Source organism: Dongia mobilis (assembly GCF_004363235.1).
GTDB lineage: Bacteria > Pseudomonadota > Alphaproteobacteria > Dongiales > Dongiaceae > Dongia > Dongia mobilis.
Map to the genome: position 1 here is coordinate 120,187 of NZ_SNYW01000007.1, position 25,374 is coordinate 145,560.

The window sequence follows — 25,374 nt, forward strand, 5'->3', positions numbered from 1 at the left end:
TGGGCACTGCCGCCGCATGATTTCCACCCATTTTCGTTCGCTTTCTTCGGCCGGCCCCCGGCCGGATTCGCCCAGGTAATTTGCTGCCGCCGGCTAAGTTCCCAGAGGCATTGATTAATTTGCCCGGCCATGTGTAAAAGGGGGTGAGCGCACGGTCGCCGATGAGGCGAACGGGGATCGACACGCCCGGGGGGTCAGGTGAGTTATCGCAGGTCAATCTCGTCGCTGCCAGCCGCAGCCGCCTTGGCATTCGCCTTGCTGGCGGTCACTTTGCCGGGACCGTCGCTGGCGGATGAAGACCGTACCCACCTGGTTGCCGACGAAGTCGGGTATGACGAGGAATTCGGCCTGTTTGTGGCCCGCGGCAATGTCGAGATGCAGCGCGACGACAAGATCGTCATGTCCGACGTGCTGACCTATAACGAACGGACCAAGACCCTGACGGCAAGCGGCAATGTGGCAATCCTGCTGCCCAGTGGGGACACCATTTTCGGCTCCTATGCCGACATCACCGAGGACATGAATGACGGCCTGATCCGCGATTTCCGCGCCCTGCTGGCGGACCAATCGCGCCTCGCCGCATCCTCGGCGCAGCGCATCAACGGCACCACCCTGTCCCTCACCAATGCCGTCTACACCCCCTGCCTGCCGTGCCGGGAAGACCCGTCCCGGCAACCGATCTGGCAGGTTCGGGCCGATAGTGCCGTCCAGGACGACATCGCGCAGACCGTCACCTATGACAATGCGCGCCTCGAGATGTTCGGCCTCCCGGTCTTTTGGACGCCCTATTTCCAGCACCCGGCGCCGGGTGTCAAACGTGCCTCCGGCCTCCTGGAACCCAGATACAGTTTCTCCTCGGGTGACGCCGGCTATCAGGTGGCGGTGCCCTATTTCATCACGCTCGGCACCGACAAGGACATCACGCTGACGCCCATCCTGCGCGTTGGTGGCGGCCCGGATCCGGCGGCCGGTGTCGGCTTGGTGGAATACCGGCAGCGCTTCCGCGATGGCGGCATCAAGCTCGAGGGCTCCGGCACGATGGAGGATCGCGAGGGTGATGACGATCGCGACATCGACAAGAACAACGAGTTTCGCGGCCATGTCGCCGCCGATGGCCTGTTCGAGATAAACCGCGACTGGCGCTGGGGCGGCAACCTGAAGGCGGCGACGGACAAATCCTATCTTCGCCAGTACCACCTTGGCTCGCCCAGCTGGATCGAGAACCAGCTCTGGGCCGAGGGATTTTTCGGCCGCTCCTATTTCGAGGCGCGGGCGCTGGGCTTCCAGTCGACCAAGCGCAAGCGCGACCGGCCGTTCCGCGCGCGCGGCAATGTGTATGACGACGAGAATGCGCCGATCGTGTTGCCGGCCATGCGCTACGCTTTCGTGAGCGAGCCGGATTCCTATGGGTCCTATCTGGGCCTCGAGGTCGGTACCGCCAACATCATGCGACAGGACGGTCGCGAGTATTTCCGGCTGTCCGCCAAGCCGAGTTGGACCCTGCCCTACACGTCGTCGATCGGCGATATCTACGAATTGCATCTGTCGCTGCAGAGCGACCTCTATGTAGTGAACGGTGTCGATACGGAATCCGATCTGGTCGACCCCAACGGCGCCAACGAATTCAACGGCACGGTCGGGCGCGTCTTTCCGCAGGCCAGCCTGAAATGGCGCTATCCGTTCGTGCGTCCCGGCGAATCCATTACTCAGGTCTTCCAGCCTATCGCCCAGTTGGTAATGTCGCCGGATATCGGCAATTCCGGCAAGATTCCGAACGAGGATACCGCGGATTTCTCCTGGGACACGACACGCCTGTTCGAGCCGGACCGCTTCTCCGGCAATGATCGCGTCGATAACGGCTCGCGCGTGAACTATGGCCTGCAATGGCTGGGTTATTTTGAGGGCGGCGGCACGGCGGAAGTCACGATCGGGCAGAGCCTGCGCTTCCTCGGCGATTCGACCAGCAATTTCAATGACTCAGGCATCGAGGACGATCTATCCAACCTGATCGGGCGCCTGGCCGCGACGCCCACGGACTGGCTGCATGCATCCTACGAGTTCGAGCTCGATGTCGACGATGGCAACATGGAATGGCAGACCGGCACCGTCGCCCTCGGCGATCGGAACCTGCGCGGCGTCGTGTCCTATACCTCTTCCAACAAGGAAGATCCCTGGAATGACGACGAGCAGATCTATGCCGGCCTGTCGAGCGAGTACTTCACCAACTGGGAATTCAAGATCGGCGCCGCCTACAGCCTCGAAGACGACGATATCATCAGCCTGCAATCCGGAATCGAATACCAGGACGAATGTTTCGGCGCGACCCTCGCGGTCAGCTATGTGACCGACGACGCGCGTGAGGATGATGATCTGTCTGGCGATTTCACCGCGCTCGTGCAGTTCCGCTTCACCAATCTGGGCAGTATCGGCGCAGGCGGCTAGGCGGGGGCCCCCGAAACCGTGCCGCCGCCGCTCGCGGGCGGCTCCAGCACGGCAGCCAGCAATTGACGGGTATAGGTGTGCGCGGGTGCCGCGCAAACCTGCCGCGCTTCGCCCAACTCGACCAGCTGACCGCGATAGAGAACCGCGATCCGGTCGGCAATGGCATTTACCACGGCGAGATCATGTGACACGAACAGGCAGGCAACCTGTTTCTCCTGCGTCAGTTCCCGTATGATCTGCAGCACGGAAGCCTGCACCGAGACGTCCAGCGCCGAGGTGATCTCGTCGCACAGGATGACGTCGGGCTCTGCGGCAAAGGCGCGGGCAATCGCCACCCGCTGACGCTCGCCGCCTGACAATTCCGCGGGCTGGCGGTCCAGATAGCTGGCATCCAGGCGGACATCGCCCAGCAGCCGGCTTGCACGCGCCTCCACTTCTGTGCGCGACAGCGAGAAATACAGCCGGAGCGGCTGCGACAGGATCTCGCGAATTGTATGCCGTGGATTGAGCGATGCATCCGGGTTCTGGAATATGAGCTGCATCCGGCGGAGCGAATCGCGGTCCCGCTTCTGGACCGGCTCGGTGAGGTCGCGATGCTCGTCCATGACGGCACGACCTTCAAGCACCGGCCACAATCCCGCCAGCGCCTTCAATAGGGTCGACTTGCCGCTCCCCGATTCGCCGACCAGGCCCAGGATCTCGCTCCGGTGCAGGATCAGGCTGACTCGGTCGAGGGCCCGCTTTGCCTGAGTCTGACGCAGGCCCGGCAACAGACCGCGCCTCTGATAGGTGACAGAGAGGCCGTCGACCAGAAGCCTCGCCTCGGTTGCACCGGGATGTTGCCGCGTAGCGAGTTTGGCCACCGCAGATCCTGGCTCCATGCCGAGCTGCGGATGATGGCACGCAACCAGATGGCCGGTTGTGAGGTCGCGGCTCGGTGGTACCACGTCGCTGCAGGTCCGGTCGGCGTGGCGGCAGCGTGGCGCAAAGCGGCAGCCGGCCAATGCCTGGTCCGGTGCCGGTGGGCGCCCGGGGATCCCGGTCGGAATACCAGCTGAGGCAAGACGCGGGATCGAGGCCAGCAAGGCCCTGCTGTAGGGGTGCGCCGGCTGCGTCAGCAGCCTTGTGGCGGGTCCCTGTTCGACGAGCCTTCCCGCATACATGATGGCAATGTCGCCGCACAGTCTGGCCAGCACGCCGAGGTCATGGCTCACGCAGACCATGGCCATGCCCTGCTTCCGGCGGATATCCTCGAGCAGTTCGAGGATGCCGAGCTGCGTCGTGACATCCAGACCGGTCGTGGGCTCGTCGAGCAGAAGCAGGTCGGGCTGTCCTGCCAGCGCCATGGCAATGCCAACCCGCTGCAACTGGCCACCCGACAATTCGTGCGGGAACCGACGGCCCAGCAACTCCGGATCCGGCAGGCGCACCAGGGCGAGGAGTTCGGCAATGTGTGCATTGTGCCGTTCCTGATCTGCCGGCCCGGCATGATAGCGCAGCACCTCGGCGATCTGGTCGCCGATACGGATATTGGGTGTGAGCGCCAGTCCGGCATTCTGCGGCACAAGGGCGAGGCGGCCGCCGCGCAGCTTTTCCAGTGCTGCAGGCGGTGCCGCAAAGAGATCCAGCTGGCCAAAGCGGCAGGTGCCGGCGCGTAGCTCCAGACCCGGCTTGACCACGCCCATCATGGCAAGCAGCAACGTACTTTTCCCGCTGCCGGACTCCCCGGCAATGCCAAGGGCACTGCCTTGGGCGAGGGTGAGGTCGATCCTATCGACCACGGGGGCGACCTCGCTTTCGCCACCCGCACCAATGGTGAGGCCGTCGACCGCCAGAATTTTGTTGCTACTACTCATCCCTGACCCCTCGCGTTCCGGTCGATGCCGAGCGCCTTGGCCGTGGCGTCGACGGCGAGGTTGGCCCCGATGATCAGGCTGCTGAGTGCCAGCATGGGGAAGATTGCCGTCCAGGGGGCAGCAGACATGATGCTGCGCGCATCCGCCACCATCAGACCCCAATCGGGATTGGGCGGTGGCACGCCCATGCCGAGATAGGACAGCGAACTGACACCGAGAATCATCCATGACCATTGCATGGCGCCCTGGACCGCGAGGCTGTCGCGGACATTGGGCAGAAGCTCGCGAAAGATGATGGTGCGGCGGGACTCGCCACGCGCCTGGGCGGCAAGGACGAAGTCCCGAGTCACGAACTCAAGCGCCGCGCTGCGCGCCAGATAGACGACAGACAGGCCATAGGACACGGAAAGGATCGGAATCAGCGTCGCCGTGCCAGTGCCGAGTGCCGCCACGAAAATCATCACGAAGAGGATCCATGGCATCGACATCAGCGCGTCGGCGCAGCGCATCACTGCGTTGTCGATCCAGCCACCCACAAGCGCTACGAGGATCCCGACGATGCCGCCCCAAAACACCGCCAGCGCCGTGGCGATGGTGCAGATCAGCATGGCTTCCCGCCCGCCCAGCAAAGTCCTGGTGAAAACGTCGCGCCCGAGCATGTCGGTACCGAACCAGTACCGGGTCGAGGGCGGCAGCAGGATCGCATCGGCATTCTGTGCCGCAAAATCGTGGGGCACGAGGAACGGAGCCAGGAGTGCCACACCGACATGCAGGATCACCAGGGCAAGACCGACGGCACCGGACGGCCTCGCCACGATCCGGGCGAGCAGCCGAGGCTGCCTGGCGTTTCGGCCAATCTCTGGCGCTGCTCCGATCATGTCCGGTAGGTCCGCAGGCGCGGGTTGAGCATGAGCGCCAGCACATCGGTCGCCAGATTGCTGAGAATGTAGAGGCCGCAGATCAGCAAGGCGATCGCCTGGATGAGTGGAATATCACGGTCGGCGACGGCATCTACGGCCATGCGGCCGAGGCCGGGATAGTTGTAGACGCTTTCCACCACCACGACGCCGCCCAGAAGCCAGGCCATGGTCAGGCCGATGACGCTGATGGCCGGCAGCAGGGAATTCGGCAGCACATGGCGCCAGACAATGCGGCCGAATGGTACCCCCTTGAGGTGCGCCATGAGAACGTACTCGCTCTCCAGCACATCGATGACCGATGAGCGCACCATGCGCAGGATATGTGCGGTCAGCACCAGCGTCAGTGTCACCGCCGGCAGGATCGAATTGGCCAACAGATCGAGGACCGGCGCCTTGTAGCTTACCGTCACCACGCCCGCGGCCCAGCCGAGGCCGATCGAGAAAACAAGGATGAGTAGGGTCGCCGAGACGAATTCGGGAATCGTCATGGCAAAGATGGCGGTTGTCGAGAGGAGTATGTCGACTGGCCTGTCGCGGCGGAGGGCCGCCAGGACACCAAGGCCGATGGCGATCGGAATGCCGAAGAGCAGGGCGGTAACGGCGAGGACAATCGTATTGCGCAGCCGCCAGCCGACCAGCTCGGTGATCGGCTTGCCGCGGCGGACCGACTCACCGAGATCGCCTTGCGCCAGGCGGCCGGCCCACTCGCCGAAACGTTCAAAAGCCGGTCTGTCGAGACCCAGGCGCTTCTCGCAGCTTTCCAGCTTGGCACCCTTGGCGTCGCGCCCGAGATAGGCGGTGCAGGCGTTTCCCGGCATCAACTCGACCGCGCCGAAGACAACGATCGCGATGAATGCCAGGGTGAAGCAGGCGGCCCCGAAACGCTGCAGGATCAGTTTCAGCAAGTTAACCTCGCTTGCCGCGTCGTCCGCCTGCCGCTGGCGCGGCAGGCGGCATTCGAACGCGTCTATTCCTCGGTCTTGTCGACCAGATGCCAACGCATCTGGTCTTCGATGACCGGGCGGATTCCGTCCAGCGACTTCTTGTAGGCGAACTGGATGTTCTGCTGATAGGGAATCAAGGTGCCACCGGCCTCGAACAGCATCACCTGCGCATCGACCATGGCCTGCCTGGCTTCGGCGAAGTCGAGCGAAGCGCGTGCCTTGTCCAGCAAGGCATCGAATTCCGGATTGCTGAAATAGGACTCGTTCCAGGAGGAGCCGGAACGATAGGCCTCGTTCAGGATCTGATCGGCCGGCCGTTCATCCCAGCTGGTGACCACTACCGTCTCCTTCATCCAGACGTCATCCCAATAGCCGTCTGATGGCGCCATGACGATGTTGACCTTGATGCCCGCCGGGGCGACCTGCTGCTGATAGACCTCGGCAAAGCGCACCATCCCGGTTTCGAGATTGGATGTGTGCAGGTCGAACGAAATGCCGTCCGGATAACCCGCCTCGGCCAGCAGCTTGCGGGCCAGATCGATATCCTGCGGACAGACGATATCGGCGCGGTAGGGGTCATTCGCCTTGACCGGGTTGTCGCAGGTCACCGTGGCGTGTCCCTCGCCGGTCATCAGCTTGGCCATTTCTTCTCGATTCACGGCAACCCGAACCGCCTTGCGTACACGAGGATCGGTGAAGGGTTCCGTATCGGTCCGGAAGACGAGGCCAAACCAGCCGCCGGCCGGGAACTCGGACAGGACAAAATCACTGCGGCCGGCGAAAAGCGGTTCCTGTTCCGGTGCAATGCGGGAAAAGTCGAGTTGCCCGCCCAGCAATGCCTGGATGCGGGCATCGGCATCTGGAATGGCGACATATTCGATGCTGTCGAGCTTCGGCGCACCTTCCCAGTAATCCGGGTTGGCGACCAGCCGCGTCGTGCCTTCAGGATCGTATTCATCCAGCTTGAAGGGACCGGAGCCGATGCCGCTGCTGGCGATGGTGTCGCCGGAGCCCGACGGGATGATGCGTACCCGATAGTCGGTCAGGAGGATCGGCAGGCCGGCATGTTTGGTGCTGAGCACGACCCTGGCCGTCAGCGGATCGATCACCTCGACGCTCTGGATCATGCCGAGCACCGAGGTCACCGGTGATTCCAGGGCCGGGTCGTTGATCCGCTCCAGCGAGAACTTCACGTCCTCGGCATCGACCGCCGAGCCGTCATGGAACTTAACCCCGTCGCGCAGCCTTATTGTCCATTCGGTCGCATCGGCATTCGGTTCCCAGGAGAGCGCCAGTTCCGGTTCCATTTCGCCGGCCTCCGTCAATCTGATGAGACGGCTGTAGAGCAGATCGTTGACCTCCCAGAACCGCACCGGCGAGAGCGGATCGAGGCTCTCGCTGCCGCCCATGCTGAGGTCATGCGCCATGCGCAGCACCTTGTCGGCCAATGCCGGTTGTGACCAGGCCGCAGTCAGCAGGGCCAGCGCCCCGGCCATGCGTCCGATATTCAACTTGCGTCGTGCAAAATTCATCATGCCCTCCTGCTGTATCGGCTGCCTGGTGACGATAGCGATCCGCGGCCGAGCCGATATTCCCGTTCCATGTCAGCCGCGGTAAACGCGCATGATTTTTTGATGACAGGCAGCTCTTGCGGCTGCCTTTTGATCGTGTGGTCAGAACCAAGACCGCTCAAATGGTAAGTAACTATTTACTTAAGGTCAATTGACTCCTGATGACAATCCGGCGACTCAACGACGCCAGTGAACGACGCCAGGCGGGCGCCGGTCAGCCAACTCCATTGCCGTCATGGCCGCGCCCGGCCGGCATGGCGAAATGCCGCGGAAACACGCCGGCCAGATAGGCCTGCAACACCTTGCGCGCCCAATTCCAATGGACCTTGCGCCGGCCCAGCAACCGCTCCAGCCACAACCATTCCATGGCGCCGATGAAGCCGAAGGCAACGGCTTCCGGATCGATGCTGCGATAGTTGCCGGCCACGGCCAGCTTGCGGCACATCTCCAGCACCTGGCGTGCCAGGCTCTGGTCGACTTTGCGCATATGCCGCTCGTAGATGGCGCGCGAGGTGACCTCGCCGGAATAGGCATACCAGGCGCTGATGCGCCGGTCGCTGCTGAGTTCCGGGTGAAAGGAAATCTCGATCAACCGGTCAAAGCACTTGACTGGGTCGCCCCCCGTTTCCTCGGTGACTTGGCGCCGGGCGGCTTCGAATTCGGCCGCCAGCATTTCTACCACCGCATCCAGCACACCATCCTTGGTCTTGAAGTGCTTGATCACGGTCGCGGTCGAGACTGCGGCCTCGTCGGCGATGGTCTGGACCGTGGTGCCCGACAGGCCTCGGGCAACGATGGAATCTATGGTCGCCTCGATAATGCGTGAATGGGTCAGGTTGAAGCTCGAACCTGCGCGGCCACGTGTCGGCGAATGCGGCGGCCGACCGGCGCTCGTCTGCCCGCCCGTACTATGTTTGGCTGCCGGATGGGGAGCCGGCCTGGCCGGCGCATTGCGAGCCTTTTTCATGCCTGCCTACTTATCGCCCCGTGCCTGATCGGTCGAGTTCCAGCCAGACCGGCTGGTGGTCCGAGCCGTCGGCATCGGCGTCGATCCAGCCGCGCCTGACCCCGCCAACCAGATCGTAAGTGACGAAGAAATGGTCGATCCGCTGTGCCGCCTCGCCGTCCTTCTCGGGAAAGGTGATGCCTTCCCCCTCCGGCACACCGGCGACAGTCAGGGCGTCGGCCAGTCGGTCGGCGGCGAAAAGGCGACCGTAATTCGGATCGCGGCCACCGACGATGCGAATATACTCGGCCGAACTGCAGTCCATGTTGAAATCGCCGGTAAGTATCGCCGGCGCCGGCATGTCGGGGCGTGGCTGGCCGGGAATCAGGCCGCCGACTTCCGCCATGGTGTCGTCTTCAAGCCCGTCACCGACCACAACCGGGCCCTGACGGGGCGCATCGGCGATGACCGCCAGGACTTCCTCGACCTGTTGGCGGCGCTGCTCGGCAGCCAGGTAGTTGAGATGTGTATTGTAGAAGCGAAAGGCGCCGCCGGGCGCCGCGATCACCGTTTCCAGCAGGATCGACTGGTCGTTCATGTGGCCGTGGACCGGGTATTTGCTGAGTGCCCAGCTCCGGACCGAGACGATCGGCCAGCGCGAGAGAATCAGGTTGCCGTATTGCCGCCGGATATTAACCACCCGGCCATCGGCCCGGCGGCTCGATCCATCGATATCGACCGCTGCGCCAAAGGCCCAGAAATGCTCGGGAAACAGGGCGGCAAACTGCTCCGGTTGATCTCCGGTTTCCGGGCGCCAGTGTCGTTCGACCTCCTGCAGGGCAATGATGTCGGCATCGGCAATGGTGCGAGCGATGCGAGCCAGGTCGATGACATCGTCGCGCCCGCGGCCCCACTGGATGTTGTAGGTGACCAGCAGCATACGCACCTCCGACCGCCTGTCGACGAATAAGTAATTATTTACTTACTATAAGCGCACTCTCAGTTCAAGTGGGCCGGCGCTCACTCCGGCTTGCATCGTCGGATCGCAACCCAAACCATATTACCCGGGTGTTGTTGCGAGCTGATGTCGGCTGAAGCGACCAGTCATACGGCATCCAGCAGTCTGCGCTCGGCGACGTCCAGCAGATCCTCCGGCCGGTCGCGCTCGCGCAGGGTGACGATGCTGTCGTCGATGCCAATCATGATGGCCTTGGCGCGCTGCCGCCCGCAATATTGGAACATTTCCTCCAGTGAATAGGCGCCGGTATCGAGAAGCGCGACAAGATCGCCCGGGCGGCTTGCCGCCGGCAGATCCCGCGTTTCCGGCAGGCGCACGATCCTGCGCTTGAGGTCGTCGAGCAGCGCGTCGTCGGCGCCGGCCACATCGCCCAGCCGCGCCTTGACGGCCTTCCACAGATACTCGCCTTCCACATCGAAGAAACAATCGGCGGAATCGCACAGGGGGCCGACGACGCGGAACGCGGTATCCGCCGGTTCGGCCATGCGGCTTGCATTCACCATGTGGTAGTACCAGCGCGTCGCCGTCGAATCGAGCAGCAGATTGTAGCCTGCGTCGAGATACAGCCAGGGTGTGGTGCCCCGGTAGCGCTGGCTCTCGACGCGCGAGAGCAGCAACCCGCAATCGCCGACCATGGAGCGACCGGGCTCGAAGAAGATCTCCATCTCGGCAGCAAACTGCCTGCCGGCCTGGGCAGCGACTTCGCCCAGCATGCTAGGCGCAGCTTCGGGAGCCGCGAAGGCGGAGAGGTCCGACTGCGCCACCTGGTTGCTGCCCTGCTGGCGGTGCGTGTAGTCAATCGGATAGCCGCCACCCAGATTGACATGGCGCAGTTGGCTACCCATGGCGCCGGCGAGGCGGCGAGCGGCATCGGCCGCGAAGGCGACACCTTGCGCAAAATCCACGATGTCAAGTACCTGGCTGCCGATATGGATATGCAGACCCGCGACGTCGATCGCCCGGGGGTTGTCGCGGGCGATGCCGATGGCGGTCCGCAACTCATCCTCGGTCATGCCGAACTTGCTGGCCGCACTCCCGGTCTGGATGCCGGCCGTGGCCCCGCCACCAATTCCGGGCACCAGACGCAGCGAGACGGTGGCCTTCCTGTCGAGACCGGTGGCGACCTCGGCAATGCGTGCCAGTTCACAGGCGGAATCGACATTGATTGCCTGGATACCCTGCGTGACGGCCTCGCGGATTTCCGCCACCGACTTGGCGACGCCGTTGAACACGATCTGCCGGGGCGCGAAGCCTGCCTGGAGCGCTTTCCACAACTCGCCACCGGAATTGATCTCGATATCGAGGCCCTGTGCGCGGATGACCTTCAATACGTGGAGATTGGAGCAGGCCTTGCTGGCAAAGAAGATGCGGGCGCGCCCGTGGCCGGCGCGGGCCGCCTCGCGGAACGACGCCGCGTTCGCGGCCAACCGTCGCTCCGAGAAAACGAAGAGCGGCGAGCCATGTTCTGCCGCCAGTTCCACGAGATCGTGCCCGTCCAGGGTGAGATGTCCCGCGGCGCTGCCAAGGCCGGCCGAAAGCGTAGTGGACGTGTTCATGATATCGGTCACTTTCCGTCAGCGCGCCATCTGCCGATCCAGCGGATAGATCGGGCGTGAGACATTCCTGTAGGGCAATCGGTCGAGATAAGTGGTGCAGAGCGCGCCGCTGTCGCAAACAATGACTTGGCCGGCGATCGGTTCGAAGGCGGCGCGGAAATGCTGCATCGACTTGAGGCCGACTACCGTCTTCGCGGCAGGGTCGATGCCGAAGGCGCGGAATTGTTGCAGATCCAGCATCTGTGCAGGCTCGGTCGTCACCAATATCTCTATTCCGTCGACCTGAATAACGGCCGACGGGCCGAAGGAAAGGCGCAATCCACCCACCATCGGCCCATCCCCGGTATAGGCGCCATCGCTGACCAGTTTCAGTTCCGCCGTTACGTGCAAAGGTCCACCGCCGAAACGGGGGTCCGTCTTGCCGCCCAGCTGTAGCGAAACCTTGTCACCGACCCTGTGCGCGCGGAGCTGCTGTGCTACCTCCGGGTCGACCATGGGCCCGAAGGCCGCATCCTCGATGCCGGCTGCCAGCAGGGCCGCCAACAGATTCGTGGAATCGCCATAGCCGCCGCCACCGGGATTGTCGGCATAATCGGCAATGATTATCGGCCCCTTGGTACGGGTATAGGCCTTGGCGATGGCAGCAGCTTCCTCGACCGGCATGTAGTTGTTGAGGACATCGAAGCGCTTCTGCCAGATGTCGTCCATGATCGATTCGGCGAAGGCGCGATGTTGCGCCTCGTCACCGTCATAGGTCACCAGCACAGTCGGCCCGACATCGGCGATATCGGCATTACCGAATCCGGCATTTATGCTGACCGCATAGACGCCGGTTTCCTTCTCGTAGGCGACAGCCTCGGCGACGCGGCTGACCATCGGGCCAATATCGGTACGGCCACCATTGGCCTCGTCAAGCATCGGCCGGTGCGCACGCAAGGTGCGCGGCCGGATTTCACCCTTCATGGCACGGTGCAGGATCTCTCCCGCCTGATTGCCTCGCTCACGCATATCGACATGCGGATAGGTCTTGTAGGAGCAGATGATGTTGGCGAGTTCGCACATCAACGGAGTCACATTGGCGTGGAGGTCCAGCGTGATGGCGATGGGCATGGTTGGCCCAACGACCTCGCGCAGGCGCCGCAGTAACTCGCCTTCACCATCCTCGTTGAACTCCGTCACCATGGCGCCGTGGAGGCCCAGCAGGATGCCGCTGAGCTTGTCCTTGTTTTCCATGGCGGCCTTGACAATGGCGCCGCCCAGCCGGTCAAAGGCATCCCGCGTCACATATCCGGCCGGCTCGGCCGACGCACTCAGCACATGGATGGTTTCCCAACCATGGCGGCGCGCCACGTCCAGGAACCCGGCCAGCTCGGTATTGGCGTCGCCGCGCTCCCGGATCGCATCAGCTCCGAAGAAGCCGAACCGGTCCATGAAGGAATGATATTCCGTCAGATTACGGTTGAAGGTGTTGGTCTCGTGAAACCATTCCGCGGTGAGGACGACGAAGGACATGATCGCTCCGATTGCTGATTGGTATGTGTGACTGGCTAGAGTGGGTGATGACAGGCAGCGGCATGGCCGTCCGCTGTCTGCGTGAGGTCCGGCCGGATGGCGCGGCAGGTAGCATCTGCCCTGGGGCAACGCGCGGCGAAGGCACAGCCTGGCGGCAAGTCGAAGGCGCTGGGTATTTCGCCGGTGAGGCGGCGTATGGTTCGGCGCCGCTTCGGATCCGGCACGAAGTTGCTGTCGAGCAGCGCGCGCGTGTAGTGATGGCGCGGTGCCGCGTGCGGCTGCGGTAGAACCTCGACGACGCGTCCCAGATACATAACCACGATGCGATCACAAAAATAGCGCACCAGGCCGAGATCGTGCGAGATGAAGAGATAGGTGAGGCCGAGTTCGCTGCGCAGTTGTTCCAGCAGGGCGATGATCTGTGCCTGGATCGACACGTCAAGCGAGGCCGTGGGTTCGTCCAGCACCAGGAAGTCAGGCTTCAGAGCAAGCGCCCGCGCGATGCCGATGCGCTGTCGCTGGCCGCCCGACAACTGGTGCGGGAAGCTTGCCGCGATCTGCGGCCCCAGTCCGACCATGCCCAGGAGCTCGCCGACCACCGTCCGCGCATCCGCCCGAGAAAGCCGGATGCCCTGGATCCGGTGTGGCTCCAGCAGGGCATCCGCCATGTTGTAGCGCGGGTCGATGGCGGAATATGGGTCCTGGAACACCATCTGCATACGGCGTCGCAATTTGCGCAGCGCGCCACCGGAGAGCTGGCCCAGCGGCATGCCGTCAAACACCACCTCGCCGCTGCTGGCTTCCAGCAGTCGCAGCACCAGTCGGGCCAGGGTCGACTTGCCGCAGCCGGATTCGCCGACGACACCCGTCACCCTGCCCTTGGGGATGCCGAGGGTAACATCGTCCACCGCCGTCATCGCCCGCGGTTTGCCGAACAGTCCGCGGCGGCTCTCGAAGCGCTTGCTGAGTTGCCGGAGTTCGACCAGGTTCTGCGCGCCGCCGCTCATCGCGCAACCCCTGAGTTTTCGGGGAAGTGGCAGGCAAAGAGGCCGCCATCCATTGCTGCCGATACCGGCACGATGTGGTCGCAGGGAGCGCCGCGCCTTGGGCAGCGCGGGTGGAAGCGACAGCCCGCGGGATAATGCGCGACACTGGGCACGGCGCCTGGAATGCCGGTCAGGTTGCCGTGCGCGGTCTCGTCCCGCGGGATGCAGCCGATGAGGGCGCGCGTATAGGGGTGACGTGGCCGCTCGAAGATCGCGGCGACAGCGTCGCTTTCCGCGACTCGGCCGGCATAGAGGACCACGACCCGGTCGCAAGTCTGCGCGACAACACCCATGTCATGGGTGATGAGGATGAGGGCGACGTCGCGCTCGCGGACCAGTTCCACCAGCAGATCGACAATCTGCGCCTGGATGGTGACGTCCAGCGCCGTGGTCGGCTCGTCGGCGATGATGAGGTCGGGATCGGCCGCCAGCGCCATGGCGATCACGATGCGCTGCTTCATGCCCCCCGACAACTGGTGCGGAAAATGGTGATATATGGTGGCGGCCTCGGGAATGCGCAGCTGTGCCATGATTTCGATGCTGCGCGCCTGAGCCGCCCTGGCGTCCAGCCCCAGATGCAACATGGAAACCTGGTCGATCTGCGCGCCAATGCGCATCACCGGGTCGAGCGATGTCATCGGGTTTTGCGTGATGAAGGCGATGCGTCGCCCGCGCAGGCGACGGAACTCGGCCTCCGGCAGGGTGGCAAGGTCGATACCGTCGAACCGGATGCTGCCCCGCAGGATGCGTCCGCCGATCAGCGGCAGCAGGCCGATAACGGATAGGGCGGTGAGCGACTTGCCGGAGCCAGATTCGCCGACGATGCCCAGGATCTCGCCCTTGTCGACCGAGAACGAGACCCCGTCCAGCGGACGGATGCCATGGATATCGATGCCCAAATTCTCGACCGTCAGCAGCGCCATCTGATCAACCCTCCCGCAGATTGGCGCGGATGTCGAGCGCACGGATGAGTGCATCGCCGAACAGGTTGATCATGACGACGGTGATGGCGACTGCGAGGCCGGGGAAGACAATAATCCAGGGGGCGGTGAAGATGAGGGCGCTGCCGCTGCTCATCATGGCGCCCCAACTCGGCACCGGCGGCTGAGCGCCAAGGCCGAAAAAGCCCAGCGTCGCTTCCAGGATGATCGCGTCGCCCGTCGCCAGCATGCCGCAGACGATGACCGGAGCGAGCGCGTTCGGCATCAGGTGGCGGAAAACAACATGCCCGTGGCTGGCACCCAGACTGAGCGTTGCCTCGATATAGGTCTCGCCCTTCAAGCCCATGATCTGCGCACGGGTGAGGCGCGTGAACTGTGCCAGATAGGCGATCGCGATGGCCAGCATGGTACTGTGCAGGCCTGGGCCGATGATCGCCACCAGGATGAGGGCGATGAGAATCTCCGGAAAGGACCAGGACAAGTCGACCGCAGCGGTGACGCCCCGGTCGAACATGCCGCCGAAATAGCCGGCCGCCGCTCCTAGTGCCATGCCGACCAAGACCGAGACGCTGATGGCGGTGACAGAGACAGAAAGCGAAGTGCGTGCCCCATACATGATGCGCGACAGCACGTCGCGACCGAACTCGTCGGTGCCGAGCCAGTTGGCGAGGCTCGGCGGCCGGTTCGCGAGGGGAAGCGCCTGCTGGTCGAAGGGATAGGGGGTGATCCAGGGGGCGGTAAGGGCGATCAGGACGAGCACCAGCAGATAGGCACCCGCCACGCCACCCTTCGGGGTCAACAGCACCTTGCCGGCCAGCGAACGGCGGAAGGTCAGCCAGAAGTGATCATGCGGTGCGGTGGCGGCGGTCATGGCTTTGCTCTTACGACATGGAGTGGCGGATGCGCGGGTCCATCGCCGCCTGCACCAGATCACCCACCAGCGTTCCCAGCATGACCGCGATCGCCAGCATCAGCAGGCAGCCCTGCATCACCGGGTAGTCGTGTTGGCTCAGCGCCTTGATGAGCAAGGTGCCGAGGCCGGGTCGTGCGAAGACATACTCGACAGTGACGGCGCCGCCCAGGATCCAGCCGATGCGCAGGCCCAGGATGGTTACCACCGGCATCAGCGCATGGTGCAGCACATGGCGCAGCTGGATGCGCCGCCTGGGCAGGCCCTTGGCGTGCAGCAGCAGCACGAAATCCTTCTGCGCCGTCTCCAGCATGGCCACGCGCGTGACGCGTGCGACCAACGCCGTGCCGCCGAGGCCGATGGTCAGCACGGGCAGAATGAGTGCCTCCCAGGAGCGGGCGCCAGAGACCGGCAGCCAGCCGAGTTGAACCGAGAAAAGTAGGATCAGCAGGAGGCCCAGCCAGAAGCTTGGCAGCGTCGAGCCCAGGAGGATGCCGCCCATGACAACCTGATCGAGCTTGCTGTCCTTGTACATGGCGGCCAGCGTACCTACCGAAATGCCGAGGATGGTAGAGAAGAGCAAGGCGCAGCCACTCAGCGCCAGGCTGTAGGGGATATTCTGCGCGATGAGGTCGGCGACCGGCCGTCGCATGACGATGGCATTGCCGAAATCGCCCTGCAGCAGGTTCGTCAGCCAGATCACGTATTGTTCATGGAGCGGCTTGTCGAGGCCGTAGCGGGCCGCAATGACGGCCTTCTGTTCTGGTGTCGAGCCGATCCGGACGAGATTGTCGACCGGGTCGCCCGGCACCATGTGGATGATCAGAAAGATGACGATCGAGATCGTGAAGAAGACCGGGAGCAGCAGCAGCAATCGTTTGATGGCATAGCTCAGCATCCCGGCCTTCTCCCCGTAACCCGATCGATCCTGCCTACTCGACGACTTCCATGTCGAGGATCGAGATTGCTTCGATCTGCGGCGCCATGATCTTTTCCGGCAGCTTCAGGCGCTCGTTGTTGTAGCCAATGTTCTGCACCGGCTGGTAGATCGGTGCGAACACGAACTGCGACAGCAGGTACTCGTGGTACTCTTTGAAGTTGGCGATTCGCTCGTCCAGCGTCCTTGATGCGGTCATTGCCTTCTTGTTTAGTTCCTCTGACTTCGGGTCTTTCCACATCGAGACGTTGGGATAACCCAGGCGCTCGCCGCTGAAGAACCAGTCGAGAATGTCCGAATTGTTCCAGCTGTACGAACGCACGGCCAGTTGGTGCTCGTTCTTCTTGTACTGGTCGCGGATGGCGCTGGAATCGAACACCGTGATCTCGGCATTCATGCCGACCGCCTTCAACTGCGCCTGCACTGCTTCAGTCATGCGCTTGAACTCGGTGTCGGACTGGGTCCACAGCTTCACGGTGAGTGGCTTGCCGTCCTTAGCGCGAATGCCGTCATCGCCCATCTTCCAACCCGCCTCGTCGAACGCTTTGTTGGCGCGGTCCGGGTCGTAGCTGATGTTGAACTTCGGATCGACCTGTGATTCCGGCAGTGCGCTGATCAGGAGGTTGTGGGCCTCCGAGCCGATGCCGCCATAGATGCTTTCGAGGATTTCTTTCTGGTTGACGGCAAAGGCCGTCGCCTCGCGCACCTTGATATCGGTGAATGGTTCCGCGGTAACGTTGATCGGCATGTAGGCTACATCAAGACCGGGCAGGGTCACCACGGTAACGTTGCTCTCCTTGTTGAGCTCGCCGACGAAATCGGTCGGCACGGACAGCAGCAGATCGACCCCGCCCGTCTTCAACTCCAGGAAGGCGGTCGATTGCTCGGCGATCTCGCGCATCGTCAGGCGCTCGATCTTGGCCGGGCCCCTGTTGGCCGACAGCTCCGAGCCCCAGGTATAGTCCTCGTTTCGGACCAGCACAGTCTCCTGGCCAACGGCAAAGCTTTCCAGCTTGAACGGGCCGGTGCCGATGGCCGAGGTGACGCCGTAATCGTCACCCAGCTCCTGATAGATCTTGGGGTGCGGAATGCCCATGAACACGCTCGAGAAGTTGTAGAGCAGGTTAGGGTCTGGATGCTTCATGGTGAGCTTCACGGTGTATTCGTCGACCACCTCGACCTTGGCGACGGCGCCTACCAGGTATTCGTTGTCGGTGCCGGCGAAGAGCGGAATCCAGTCCGCCACGGTTTGGGCATTGAATGGATCGCCGTTATGGAAGCTGACACCCTGGCGCAGCTTGAAGACCCACTCCATCCCGTCCGGCGCCTCGGTCCAGGATTCAGCCAAATGCGGCTTGTAGTTCTGGTCGGCATCCTGCACCACCAGCCGGTCATAGAGCAGCGAGGTGGCGACGTTCAGCATCGACGCCTTGATCGGATTGTAGGTTGGCGCGCCGACCTCGTTTGAGCCCATGACAAAGACGGCTTCCTGCGACCAGGCCGGCATGGTGACGCCGATCGTGCCGAGCCCGGTCAGCAGCGACACGCCGCCGGCCAGCAAAGCTTTGCGAAATAATCCCTTCAAGACAGCCTCCATTGTTGTTTGTTGCCGTTTGGTCGGAAGGTGTAATCCGCCGCCTATTCCAGCGGGCCGGATGAATCGCCGACATACCCGGTAAACCAGCTATAGAGGGCGGAGACCTCGTCCATGCGTGTCTCGACGGCTGGGCCCAGCTCGCTGAAGATACTGTTGATCAGCAGGCTGATCAGGCTCGCCATTGGCGCGGTTGAATCCCAGAACTGGTTGGTACCGGTTGGCACGACGAACATTTCGTCGACCAGGTCGTGGCCCCAATCGCAGTATGGATCGGTGATGAGAGTGGTTGGGACACCGGCGTTGCGTGCTTCCGCGGCCAGCAGTCGCGCCAGGCGCGAATAGCGCCTTGCCTCGATCAGCACGAGGGCCGGCTTCCGCCGCTTTCCGGCGAGTACCTCCGAGAAGTTGCCATTGGCAAGGTCAAGGAGATGCACACCGTCGCGCAGATATTGCAGCTGGTGGGCGAGGTAGGCTGCCAGGCCGCGTTCGGTCTGGAAGCCGGTGATATAGATGTCGGACGCGGTCGATAGCCGTTTTACGGCGCGCTTCCATTCCCGGCTATGTGCCAGCTCGTAATTGCTGACGAGGGCCGCGATCTCCAGCTCCAAGCCGCGAGCCAGTTCATCATCGCCCTTCCGGCTGCGCTCGCGATAGTCCCGAAGCCGGTCACCGATCAGCCAGGGCCGGTCGCCGAGTTCGGTGCCGAGATCGGCCTTCAATGCCTTGAAATGTCGATAGCCGATGGTGCGGCAAAAGCGGCCGACAGACGGTTCGCTGACCCCCACCTTTTCGGCCAGTGTCGCGGCGGTCTCGAAGGGCAGGCCGTTCATGTTCGCCAGCATGTAGCTGGCGATGGCCTTTTCGGTCTTGGTTGCCTCGGCGAGGCAGGCGTTCAGCCGCGCGCGCACGGTATTGCTCAAGGAAGATCCCCGTCCGGTAAAGCCTGCCAGTAAGATCGGGTCTTGCCGCCCGCGTTTTCCTATCGTTGATAGTTTTCTGTCAGCAAGTCAATAAGGAATGTTTTCTGTCATTTTGTGGCGGGGATGTTCCGCGCCGATCCCGGCGTGGGCGGAAATGTCAGCGGCAGAGGGTGACGCGCAGCGAGGTTGGGGCGCGGAACTCCCAGCCGCGGAACAGCGGCGGGTTGGCGGGATCGAGGGCGATCTCGCGGCAGCCTTCGATCAGCACGCGCAGGGCGGTGATCACCTGCGCGCGGGCGAACCAGCGCCCGGAGCAGAAATGCTGGCCAAAGCCGAAGGCGGCATGCGGCCCCTCGTCGCGGAAAAGATTGTAGGCATCGGGCTCGGCGAAGCGCGCCTCGTCGCGGCTGGCAGAGGAAACGAGGGCGCCGACCGCGGCACCCGCCGGGATGAAGGCGCCGCCCAGTTCGATACCCTGAGTCGCCTGCCGCGTCTGCGTGCCGATCGGTGCTACCCAGCGCAGACCCTCGTCCACCGCGCGCGGCAGCAGGTTGGCGAGGTCGCCGCGCAGCGCCGCGAACTGCGCCGGGTTCTGCAACAGCCCGACCAGCACGGAGCCGGCGCCGTGTCCCGGCTCCTGCATACCGCCCAGCAACGTCACTTTCACCGTCGGCAGCAGCAATTCGCGCGGCCGTGTCCTCCCCGCCGGCATGCCGTCGTGCAACATGCGCGACAGCGCCGAATCATCCGGCTGCCGTTCCAGCCGCTCGAAGATCCGCTCGGCGACCGCACTGATCTCGGCGCTGACTGCATCGCCGATCTTCTGCCGTTCCGGGTCGTTCTCGAAATTGATGGCGCCTTGGGCGAGGCCGTAGAACCAGCGCCTGAGTGTCGGCATGTCGATGTCATGGAAGCCGAATGAGCGCGCAAGGCTCAGAGTCGAGATCGGTTCGAAATACTCCGCCATCAGGTCGCCGCCGCCCTTCGCCAGCAGCGGCGCCAGATATTTCTCGGCGATCGGCCGCACCAGATCGTCGATATAGAGGGCGACGGCCTTGGGCTTGTATTTGGGATCGATGCCGGCCCGCAACTCCTTGTGCACCGGCCCGTCGGTGGTGAGAATTGTTGGCTTGCCGAAGGTCCGCTCGACCGGCGAGGTATTCACTTCCGCCGTGAACAGATGCGGAGATTTCGCGACGAATTCCACGTCGCTCCAGCGCGTCACCAGCCAGATGTTGACCGCCGGCACATAGGCCACCGGTGCCTCCCGCCGCATGCGGGCATAGATCGGGTAGGGATCGGTCTCCAATTCGACGACGGTGATCTTTTCGGCAAAGCCCATGGCTAACTCTTGGATCGGAAGAGAAGAGGGGCGGAACCTCTCAGTTCCGCCCCGCTCAGTTGCCTTATCTCTGTTGCGTCCCGTTCAGCCCTTGTTGGCGCCGAACTGGGAGAAACGGGAACTGCCTGATTTCTTCAGTTGATAGGCGACCAGAGCCCCGACAATACCGAAGACCGGCACCAGGATCGGGATGCCGATGCTGAGCGCGGGGCTTGCGCCGGTCAGCACCTCGAAATGCGTCAGCACCAGATAGGCAATGGTGATCAGCAGGACACCGGCCAGCAAAGGCGCCAGTACGCCCTTGAAGGCCGAGACGCCCAGTTCCGGCCGCCGCCCGAAAAAGGCGATCACGGCGAAGGAGACAAGGCCCATCAGCACGATCACGCTGAGCGTGGCGAGGTTGGTAAGCCAGACAAAGAGCGCGAGGATCGGATCCTGCCCGGTACCGGCAAAGATCGCCAGGATGACGATGCCGAGCGCGGTCTGCAGCAGCGAGCCGATATGCGGGCTCTGGTGCTCGTCATGGGTGCGCCCCAGCCCCGCTGGCAGCAGACCCTCGCGCCCCAACACGTAGAAATACCGCGCTGCGGCGTTATGAAAGGCGAGCAGAGCGGCAAACACGCTGGTAATCAACAGCAGACTCATGATCTTGCCGATAATCCCGCCGGCGAAAGGCAGGAACTGGTCGGACAGGATGAAGAGGAAAATCGTCGGATCTTCGAGCCCGCCGAGTGTTGGCATCAGTTGGTCGGCGCCGGCTCCCAGCACCATGCACCAGGTGGTGAAGGCATAGAAGACGCCGATCAGGAGGACTGCAAGATAAGTGGCGCGCGGCACGGTCTTCACCGGATCACGGGCTTCCTCGCTGTAGATGGTAGTCGCCTCGAATCCCATGAAGGCTGCGAAGCACAGCAACATGCCGATGATCGGCTCGCCGGAAAGGAAGGCGTCGCTGGTGAAGCTCACCGTGTTGATGCCGCTGGCGCCGCCCTGGCCGAGGATGGCGAAATCCAGGATTACCACGATAACGTATTCGGCGGCGACCAGAACCGCCAAGACCTTGGCCGAGAGATCGATCTTGAGATAACCGAAGATGCCGACCAGCGCCCAACAGCCGACCGCCCAGAGCCACCACGGGAATGCGATGCCGAACTCACCCATGACTCCGGCCGCGACCGCGCCGAACAGCCCGTAGAGGCCGGTCTGCATGGCATTATAGGCGAGCACCGCGATATACGCCGCAGCACCACCGGCAGCCGAACCAAGGCCGCGCCCCGTGAAGGCATAGAACGAACCGGCATTCGAGATATGCCGGGCCATGGTGGTGTAGCCGACCGAGAAGATCAGCAGGATTGCCGTCACCGCCAGCACGCTGAGCGGCACGCCAATGCCGTTCCCCAGCAGCATGGCGATGGGATAGCCGCCGGCGACGGCGGTCAAGGGTGCCGCGGCCGAGACCACGAAGAACGTGATTGCGGCGACGCCAAGCACATTGGGCCGCAACCGGTCGGTCGCAGCACCAGTCGATGTTTGAGAATTCATTTCCCCCTCCTCGAAACGATGGCACCCGGCCAGGGCCGGATGCGGCAAGCCACCCAACTGCCCGGAAGCCTGGATTGGCAACCGAGTCCCGCCGCTTGCGCATTGCGGTCAGCAATGCGGCACGGCTCTTGTTAATTATTCGATGTCGAACGATAACGCAGATCAAGAAACCGGACAAGCATTCTTGTTCGACGTCGAACGATCTCGCAATTGCACACGAGAAGCGGCTTATGCCGCAGCGCAAGGTAATGATATAAGGGGCCCACGAGATCATTCATGGAGTTGGGAATTTGACCAGGACTGAGCGGAAAGGGGTTGATCGGGGCGTATCCGCCCGCCGGGATGGGAGTGAGACGCGCAGCAAAAAACCGAAGCCGGCCAAGACCCTGGCAACGGTGACTTTGGGCCGCCATGGCAGCAAGCCGCTGCAGGAAATCCTCGGCGAGCAGCGCGTCCAGGGGCTGCGCATCAACCTCGATTCGATGGCGCTGGTCTCGAACATCCATCGCGCCTCGATGTTCATCCGCGATCATTTCGAGCGCACCGTGCTGGAAGAGGCTGATTTGCACTGGTCGGCCTTCGTGACGCTTTGGTGCTTGTGGATCTATGGCGAACTGGAAACCCGCCGCCTCGCGGTCGAGGCCGGCATTGCCAAGAGCACACTTTCCAGCATTCTCAACATGCTGGAGGGGCGCAAACTGGTCCGGCGCCGGACCAACGAGTTGGAGCGGCGCCTCGTCATCGTCAACCTGACGGCGCAGGGGGCGGAACTGATCGCGCGCCTGTTCCCGAAATTCAACGCCGAGGAAACCCGCATCGTGGCGCGGCTCAGCCCGCGCCAGATGCAGGCGGCGACCGACGCCATCCGCATCATCCTTGCCACCATCAACGATCTCGACGGGCTGACGCTGGAGGATTAGTCCGGCTTTCCCGCGTCGCCCGCTTGACTCAGATCATCGTTTGCGCAATTTATTCGACGTCGAACGATTTGGGGGAGCGAGCGCGATGCGAGCCAGCGTGGAAGGGGTCGAAATCGACACGCGGCACTGGATTGCCGGGGAACGTGTGACGAGCGACCGCCGCTTCGCCAGCGTCTCGCCGATCGACGAGGCGCCCATCGCCGAGCTTTCCGCTGGCGGCGGTGCCGAGATCGACCGCGCCGTCTCTGCCGCCCGCGACGCCTTCCGGACTTGGCGCAACACCAGCCCGGCGGAACGCGCCCGCTATCTCCACCGCATTGCCGATATTGTCGAAAGCCGCGTCGAACAGCTCGCCGTCGTGGAAACCCGTGACAACGGCTCGCTCCTGCGTTCGCATCGCCGCGGGGTAATGCCGCGGGTCGCGATGAACTTCCGCTTCTTCGCCGACTGGCTGCTGCAGCTTGACCACCCCGATTTCGACGTGCGCGGCCATCGCAACCATGTTTCCTACGATCCCAGCGGCGTCGCCGCCATCATCACGCCGTGGAACGCGCCGCTGATGCTGGGGACCTGGCGCATCGCACCGGCGCTGGCCGCCGGCTGCACCGTGGTCTACAAGCCGCCCGAATGGGCGCCGCTCACGGCCTCGCTCCTGGCCGACATCTCGGCCGAGGCGGGTTTGCCGGCCGGCGTCTTCAATGTCGTCCAGGGATTGGGGCGCGAGGCGGGGGCGGCCCTGGCCGCCCATCCCGGTATCGCGCGGATGAGCTTCACCGGATCTGTGCCCACCGCGCGCAGCATCGCCAGGGCGGCCGGCGAGAACCTGGTGCCGCTGTCGTTCGAGCTCGGCGGCAAGTCGCCCTTCATCGTCTTCGCAGATTGCGATTTCGAGCTTGCCGTCAACACGGCGATCGGCCAGTTCGACAATGCGGGCCAGGTCTGCCTCGCCGGCACGCGCCTCCTTGTCGAGGATCGCCTTCGCGACCGCTTTGTCGAAGCGTTCATCGAAAAGGCCAAGAAAATCCGCCAGGGCGATCCGCGCGACGAAACGGTCGATATCGGCCCGCAGATCAGCCGCCCGCATTTCGAGCGCATCGACGGTTTTGTCCAGCGGGCGAGGGCCGCTGGCATGCAACCGGTCCTCGGCGGCGGCCCCAACACCGACCTCGGCGGCCTCTATTACCAGCCGACCCTGTTCCTGGATCCCGCCGCTGGCAGCGAGATCCTACGCGACGAGGTTTTCGGTCCGGTCCTCTGCCTACAATCCTTCAAGACCGAGTCCGAGGCGGTCGCCATGGCGAACGACACCGAATATGGCCTTGCCGCCGTGGTGATGACCGGCGACAAGGCGCGTGCCGAGCGCGTGACTGCCGCCGTCGATGCCGGCCTTGTCTGGAACAATTGCTTTTTCGTGCGCGACCTCCGGCAGGCATTCGGTGGTAACGGCAAGTCCGGGATCGGCCGCGAAGGCGGCACCTGGTCGTTCGACTTCTACTGCAACGTCAAGAATTCGGTATTTGCCCCGAACGGATGGAGAGAGTGATGGGCGAGGTCGTTGGCTGCGGGCTAATCGCCCATGTGCCGACCATCATGCTGCCGCTGGAGATCCGCAAGGAACTCAACAACGGTGCCGATTTCAGCCTGGTCGGGGGGCTGCAGCGCCTCAAGGCCGAAGTCCTGAAGAAGCTCGATTACGACATTGTGCTGGTGCTGGATTCGCACTGGTTCACGACGGTCGAATTCGTCATCACCAGCCATGACCGGCGCCAGGGCAAATACACCTCCGACGAACTGCCCCGCGGCATGAGCCAGGTGCCTTATGACCTCCCGGGCGATCCTGATTTTGCCAGGCTTGTCTCAGGCAAGGCCAGGGAGAATGGCACCTGGATCACGCCGATTGCCGATCCCTATCTGCCCATCCAGTATGCGACAGTGAATGTCGCTCATTATCTGCAGAAGGCGGACGAGGCTTGGCTTTCCATGAGCTGTGCCCAGACCGGAGAGACCGAGGATTTCCTGCGTGCGGGGCGCGCGCTCCGTGCTGCCATCGCCGAATCGGGAAAACGCATCGTGCTGCTGGCTTCCGGCGCCATGAGCCACAAATTCTGGCCACTGCAGAAGCTGCGCGCCCACGAGGCGGCGGGGGTCCAGCATATCTTCAGTGCCGAACATGCGGCGGCCGATCTCGAACGCATCGAGTGGTTCAAGCGGGGCGAGCACGCCCGCGTCATCCAGACCATGCCGGACTTTCTCAGATTCAAGCCGGAAGCCAATTTCGGCCATTACCTGATGATGGCGGCGGCGCTGGGCGAGCAGGAGCTGACGGCGCCGGGCCGTCTTTTCAGCGAGTACGAGAACTCGATCGGGACCGGCCAGGTGCACATCTGGTTCGACCGGCCGACGGGCGGTTGGACCGGACAGAAAAAGGCCGCCGAATAGAGGCGCCGAGAGGGG

The 25,374-nt window shown here is 63.3% G+C and carries 20 protein-coding genes; 4 read left to right on the top strand and 16 right to left on the bottom strand.

The window, feature by feature from the left end; all coding sequences use genetic code 11:
* Positions 1-198 precede the first annotated feature (198 nt).
* Positions 199-2,442 (top strand): LPS-assembly protein LptD, encoded by a 2,244-nt coding sequence (locus tag A8950_RS06275; protein ID WP_133612787.1) that lies wholly within the window; start codon positions 199-201, stop codon positions 2,440-2,442.
* On the opposite strand, the gene A8950_RS06280 is transcribed toward A8950_RS06275, so the two are convergent.
* The 16 genes from A8950_RS06280 to A8950_RS06355 form a co-directional block, all read right to left on the bottom strand.
* Positions 2,439-4,298, bottom strand: a complete 1,860-nt coding sequence (locus tag A8950_RS06280) for a dipeptide ABC transporter ATP-binding protein (RefSeq protein WP_133612788.1) — start codon at positions 4,296-4,298, stop codon at positions 2,439-2,441. The genes A8950_RS06275 and A8950_RS06280 overlap by 4 nt on opposite strands.
* Positions 4,295-5,176, bottom strand: a complete 882-nt coding sequence (locus A8950_RS06285; RefSeq protein WP_133612789.1) for an ABC transporter permease — start codon at positions 5,174-5,176, stop codon at positions 4,295-4,297. The genes A8950_RS06280 and A8950_RS06285 overlap by 4 nt, the downstream gene beginning before the upstream one ends.
* Positions 5,173-6,123 (bottom strand): ABC transporter permease, encoded by a 951-nt coding sequence (locus A8950_RS06290; protein ID WP_208109767.1) that lies wholly within the window; start codon positions 6,121-6,123, stop codon positions 5,173-5,175. The genes A8950_RS06285 and A8950_RS06290 overlap by 4 nt, the downstream gene beginning before the upstream one ends.
* 62 nt (positions 6,124-6,185) lie before the next feature.
* Entirely contained in the window at positions 6,186-7,697 is a 1,512-nt protein-coding gene (locus A8950_RS06295; RefSeq protein ID WP_133612790.1) for an ABC transporter substrate-binding protein, read from the bottom strand.
* Between the two features lie 250 nt (positions 7,698-7,947).
* Entirely contained in the window at positions 7,948-8,700 is a 753-nt protein-coding gene (locus tag A8950_RS06300) for a TetR/AcrR family transcriptional regulator (RefSeq protein ID WP_133612791.1), read from the bottom strand.
* Positions 8,701-8,710: 10 nt separating this feature from the next.
* Positions 8,711-9,619: an endonuclease/exonuclease/phosphatase family protein gene (locus A8950_RS06305; protein WP_243735571.1), complete on the bottom strand. Its 909-nt coding sequence runs from the start codon at positions 9,617-9,619 to the stop codon at positions 8,711-8,713.
* A gap of 164 nt (positions 9,620-9,783) precedes the next feature.
* On the bottom strand, positions 9,784-11,253 hold the full coding sequence (locus A8950_RS06310; RefSeq protein WP_133612793.1) for a diaminopimelate decarboxylase family protein: 1,470 nt from the start codon (positions 11,251-11,253) through the stop codon (positions 9,784-9,786).
* Positions 11,254-11,271: 18 nt separating this feature from the next.
* Positions 11,272-12,765: a M81 family metallopeptidase gene (locus tag A8950_RS06315; protein ID WP_133612794.1), complete on the bottom strand. Its 1,494-nt coding sequence runs from the start codon at positions 12,763-12,765 to the stop codon at positions 11,272-11,274.
* Positions 12,766-12,800: 35 nt separating this feature from the next.
* Positions 12,801-13,772: an ABC transporter ATP-binding protein gene (locus A8950_RS06320; protein ID WP_133612795.1), complete on the bottom strand. Its 972-nt coding sequence runs from the start codon at positions 13,770-13,772 to the stop codon at positions 12,801-12,803.
* A complete protein-coding gene (locus A8950_RS06325; RefSeq protein WP_133612796.1) occupies positions 13,769-14,734 on the bottom strand; it encodes an ABC transporter ATP-binding protein in 966 nt (321 codons plus the stop codon). Before A8950_RS06325 ends, A8950_RS06320 begins: the two co-directional genes overlap by 4 nt.
* Before the next feature lie 4 nt (positions 14,735-14,738).
* Positions 14,739-15,623 carry an ABC transporter permease gene (locus tag A8950_RS06330; RefSeq protein WP_133612797.1) on the bottom strand — a complete coding sequence of 295 codons (885 nt, stop codon included), beginning with the start codon at positions 15,621-15,623 and terminating at the stop codon, positions 14,739-14,741.
* Positions 15,624-15,633: 10 nt separating this feature from the next.
* Positions 15,634-16,560, bottom strand: a complete 927-nt coding sequence (locus A8950_RS06335) for an ABC transporter permease (protein WP_133612798.1) — start codon at positions 16,558-16,560, stop codon at positions 15,634-15,636.
* 34 nt (positions 16,561-16,594) lie between these two features.
* Complete coding sequence (locus A8950_RS06340) at positions 16,595-18,184, bottom strand: ABC transporter substrate-binding protein (protein ID WP_208109768.1); 1,590 nt, start codon at positions 18,182-18,184, stop codon at positions 16,595-16,597.
* 53 nt (positions 18,185-18,237) lie between these two features.
* Entirely contained in the window at positions 18,238-19,116 is an 879-nt protein-coding gene (locus A8950_RS06345) for a MurR/RpiR family transcriptional regulator (RefSeq protein WP_133612799.1), read from the bottom strand.
* Positions 19,117-19,273: 157 nt separating this feature from the next.
* Positions 19,274-20,458, bottom strand: a complete 1,185-nt coding sequence (locus A8950_RS06350) for a cytochrome P450 (protein ID WP_133612800.1) — start codon at positions 20,456-20,458, stop codon at positions 19,274-19,276.
* Positions 20,459-20,542: 84 nt separating this feature from the next.
* Positions 20,543-22,000, bottom strand: coding sequence for an APC family permease (locus A8950_RS06355; protein ID WP_133612801.1), 1,458 nt, complete (start codon positions 21,998-22,000; stop codon positions 20,543-20,545).
* A 395-nt stretch (positions 22,001-22,395) separates the two neighbouring features.
* Between A8950_RS06355 and A8950_RS06360 the strand changes: the two genes are divergently transcribed.
* The 3 genes from A8950_RS06360 (at position 22,396) to A8950_RS06370 (ending at position 25,359) form a co-directional block, all read left to right on the top strand.
* A complete protein-coding gene (locus tag A8950_RS06360; RefSeq protein WP_133612802.1) occupies positions 22,396-22,920 on the top strand; it encodes a MarR family winged helix-turn-helix transcriptional regulator in 525 nt (174 codons plus the stop codon).
* An 85-nt stretch (positions 22,921-23,005) separates the two neighbouring features.
* Positions 23,006-24,463: an aldehyde dehydrogenase gene (locus A8950_RS06365; RefSeq protein WP_133612803.1), complete on the top strand. Its 1,458-nt coding sequence runs from the start codon at positions 23,006-23,008 to the stop codon at positions 24,461-24,463.
* Entirely contained in the window at positions 24,463-25,359 is an 897-nt protein-coding gene (locus tag A8950_RS06370; protein WP_133612804.1) for a DODA-type extradiol aromatic ring-opening family dioxygenase, read from the top strand. The genes A8950_RS06365 and A8950_RS06370 overlap by 1 nt, the downstream gene beginning before the upstream one ends.
* Positions 25,360-25,374 lie beyond the last annotated feature (15 nt).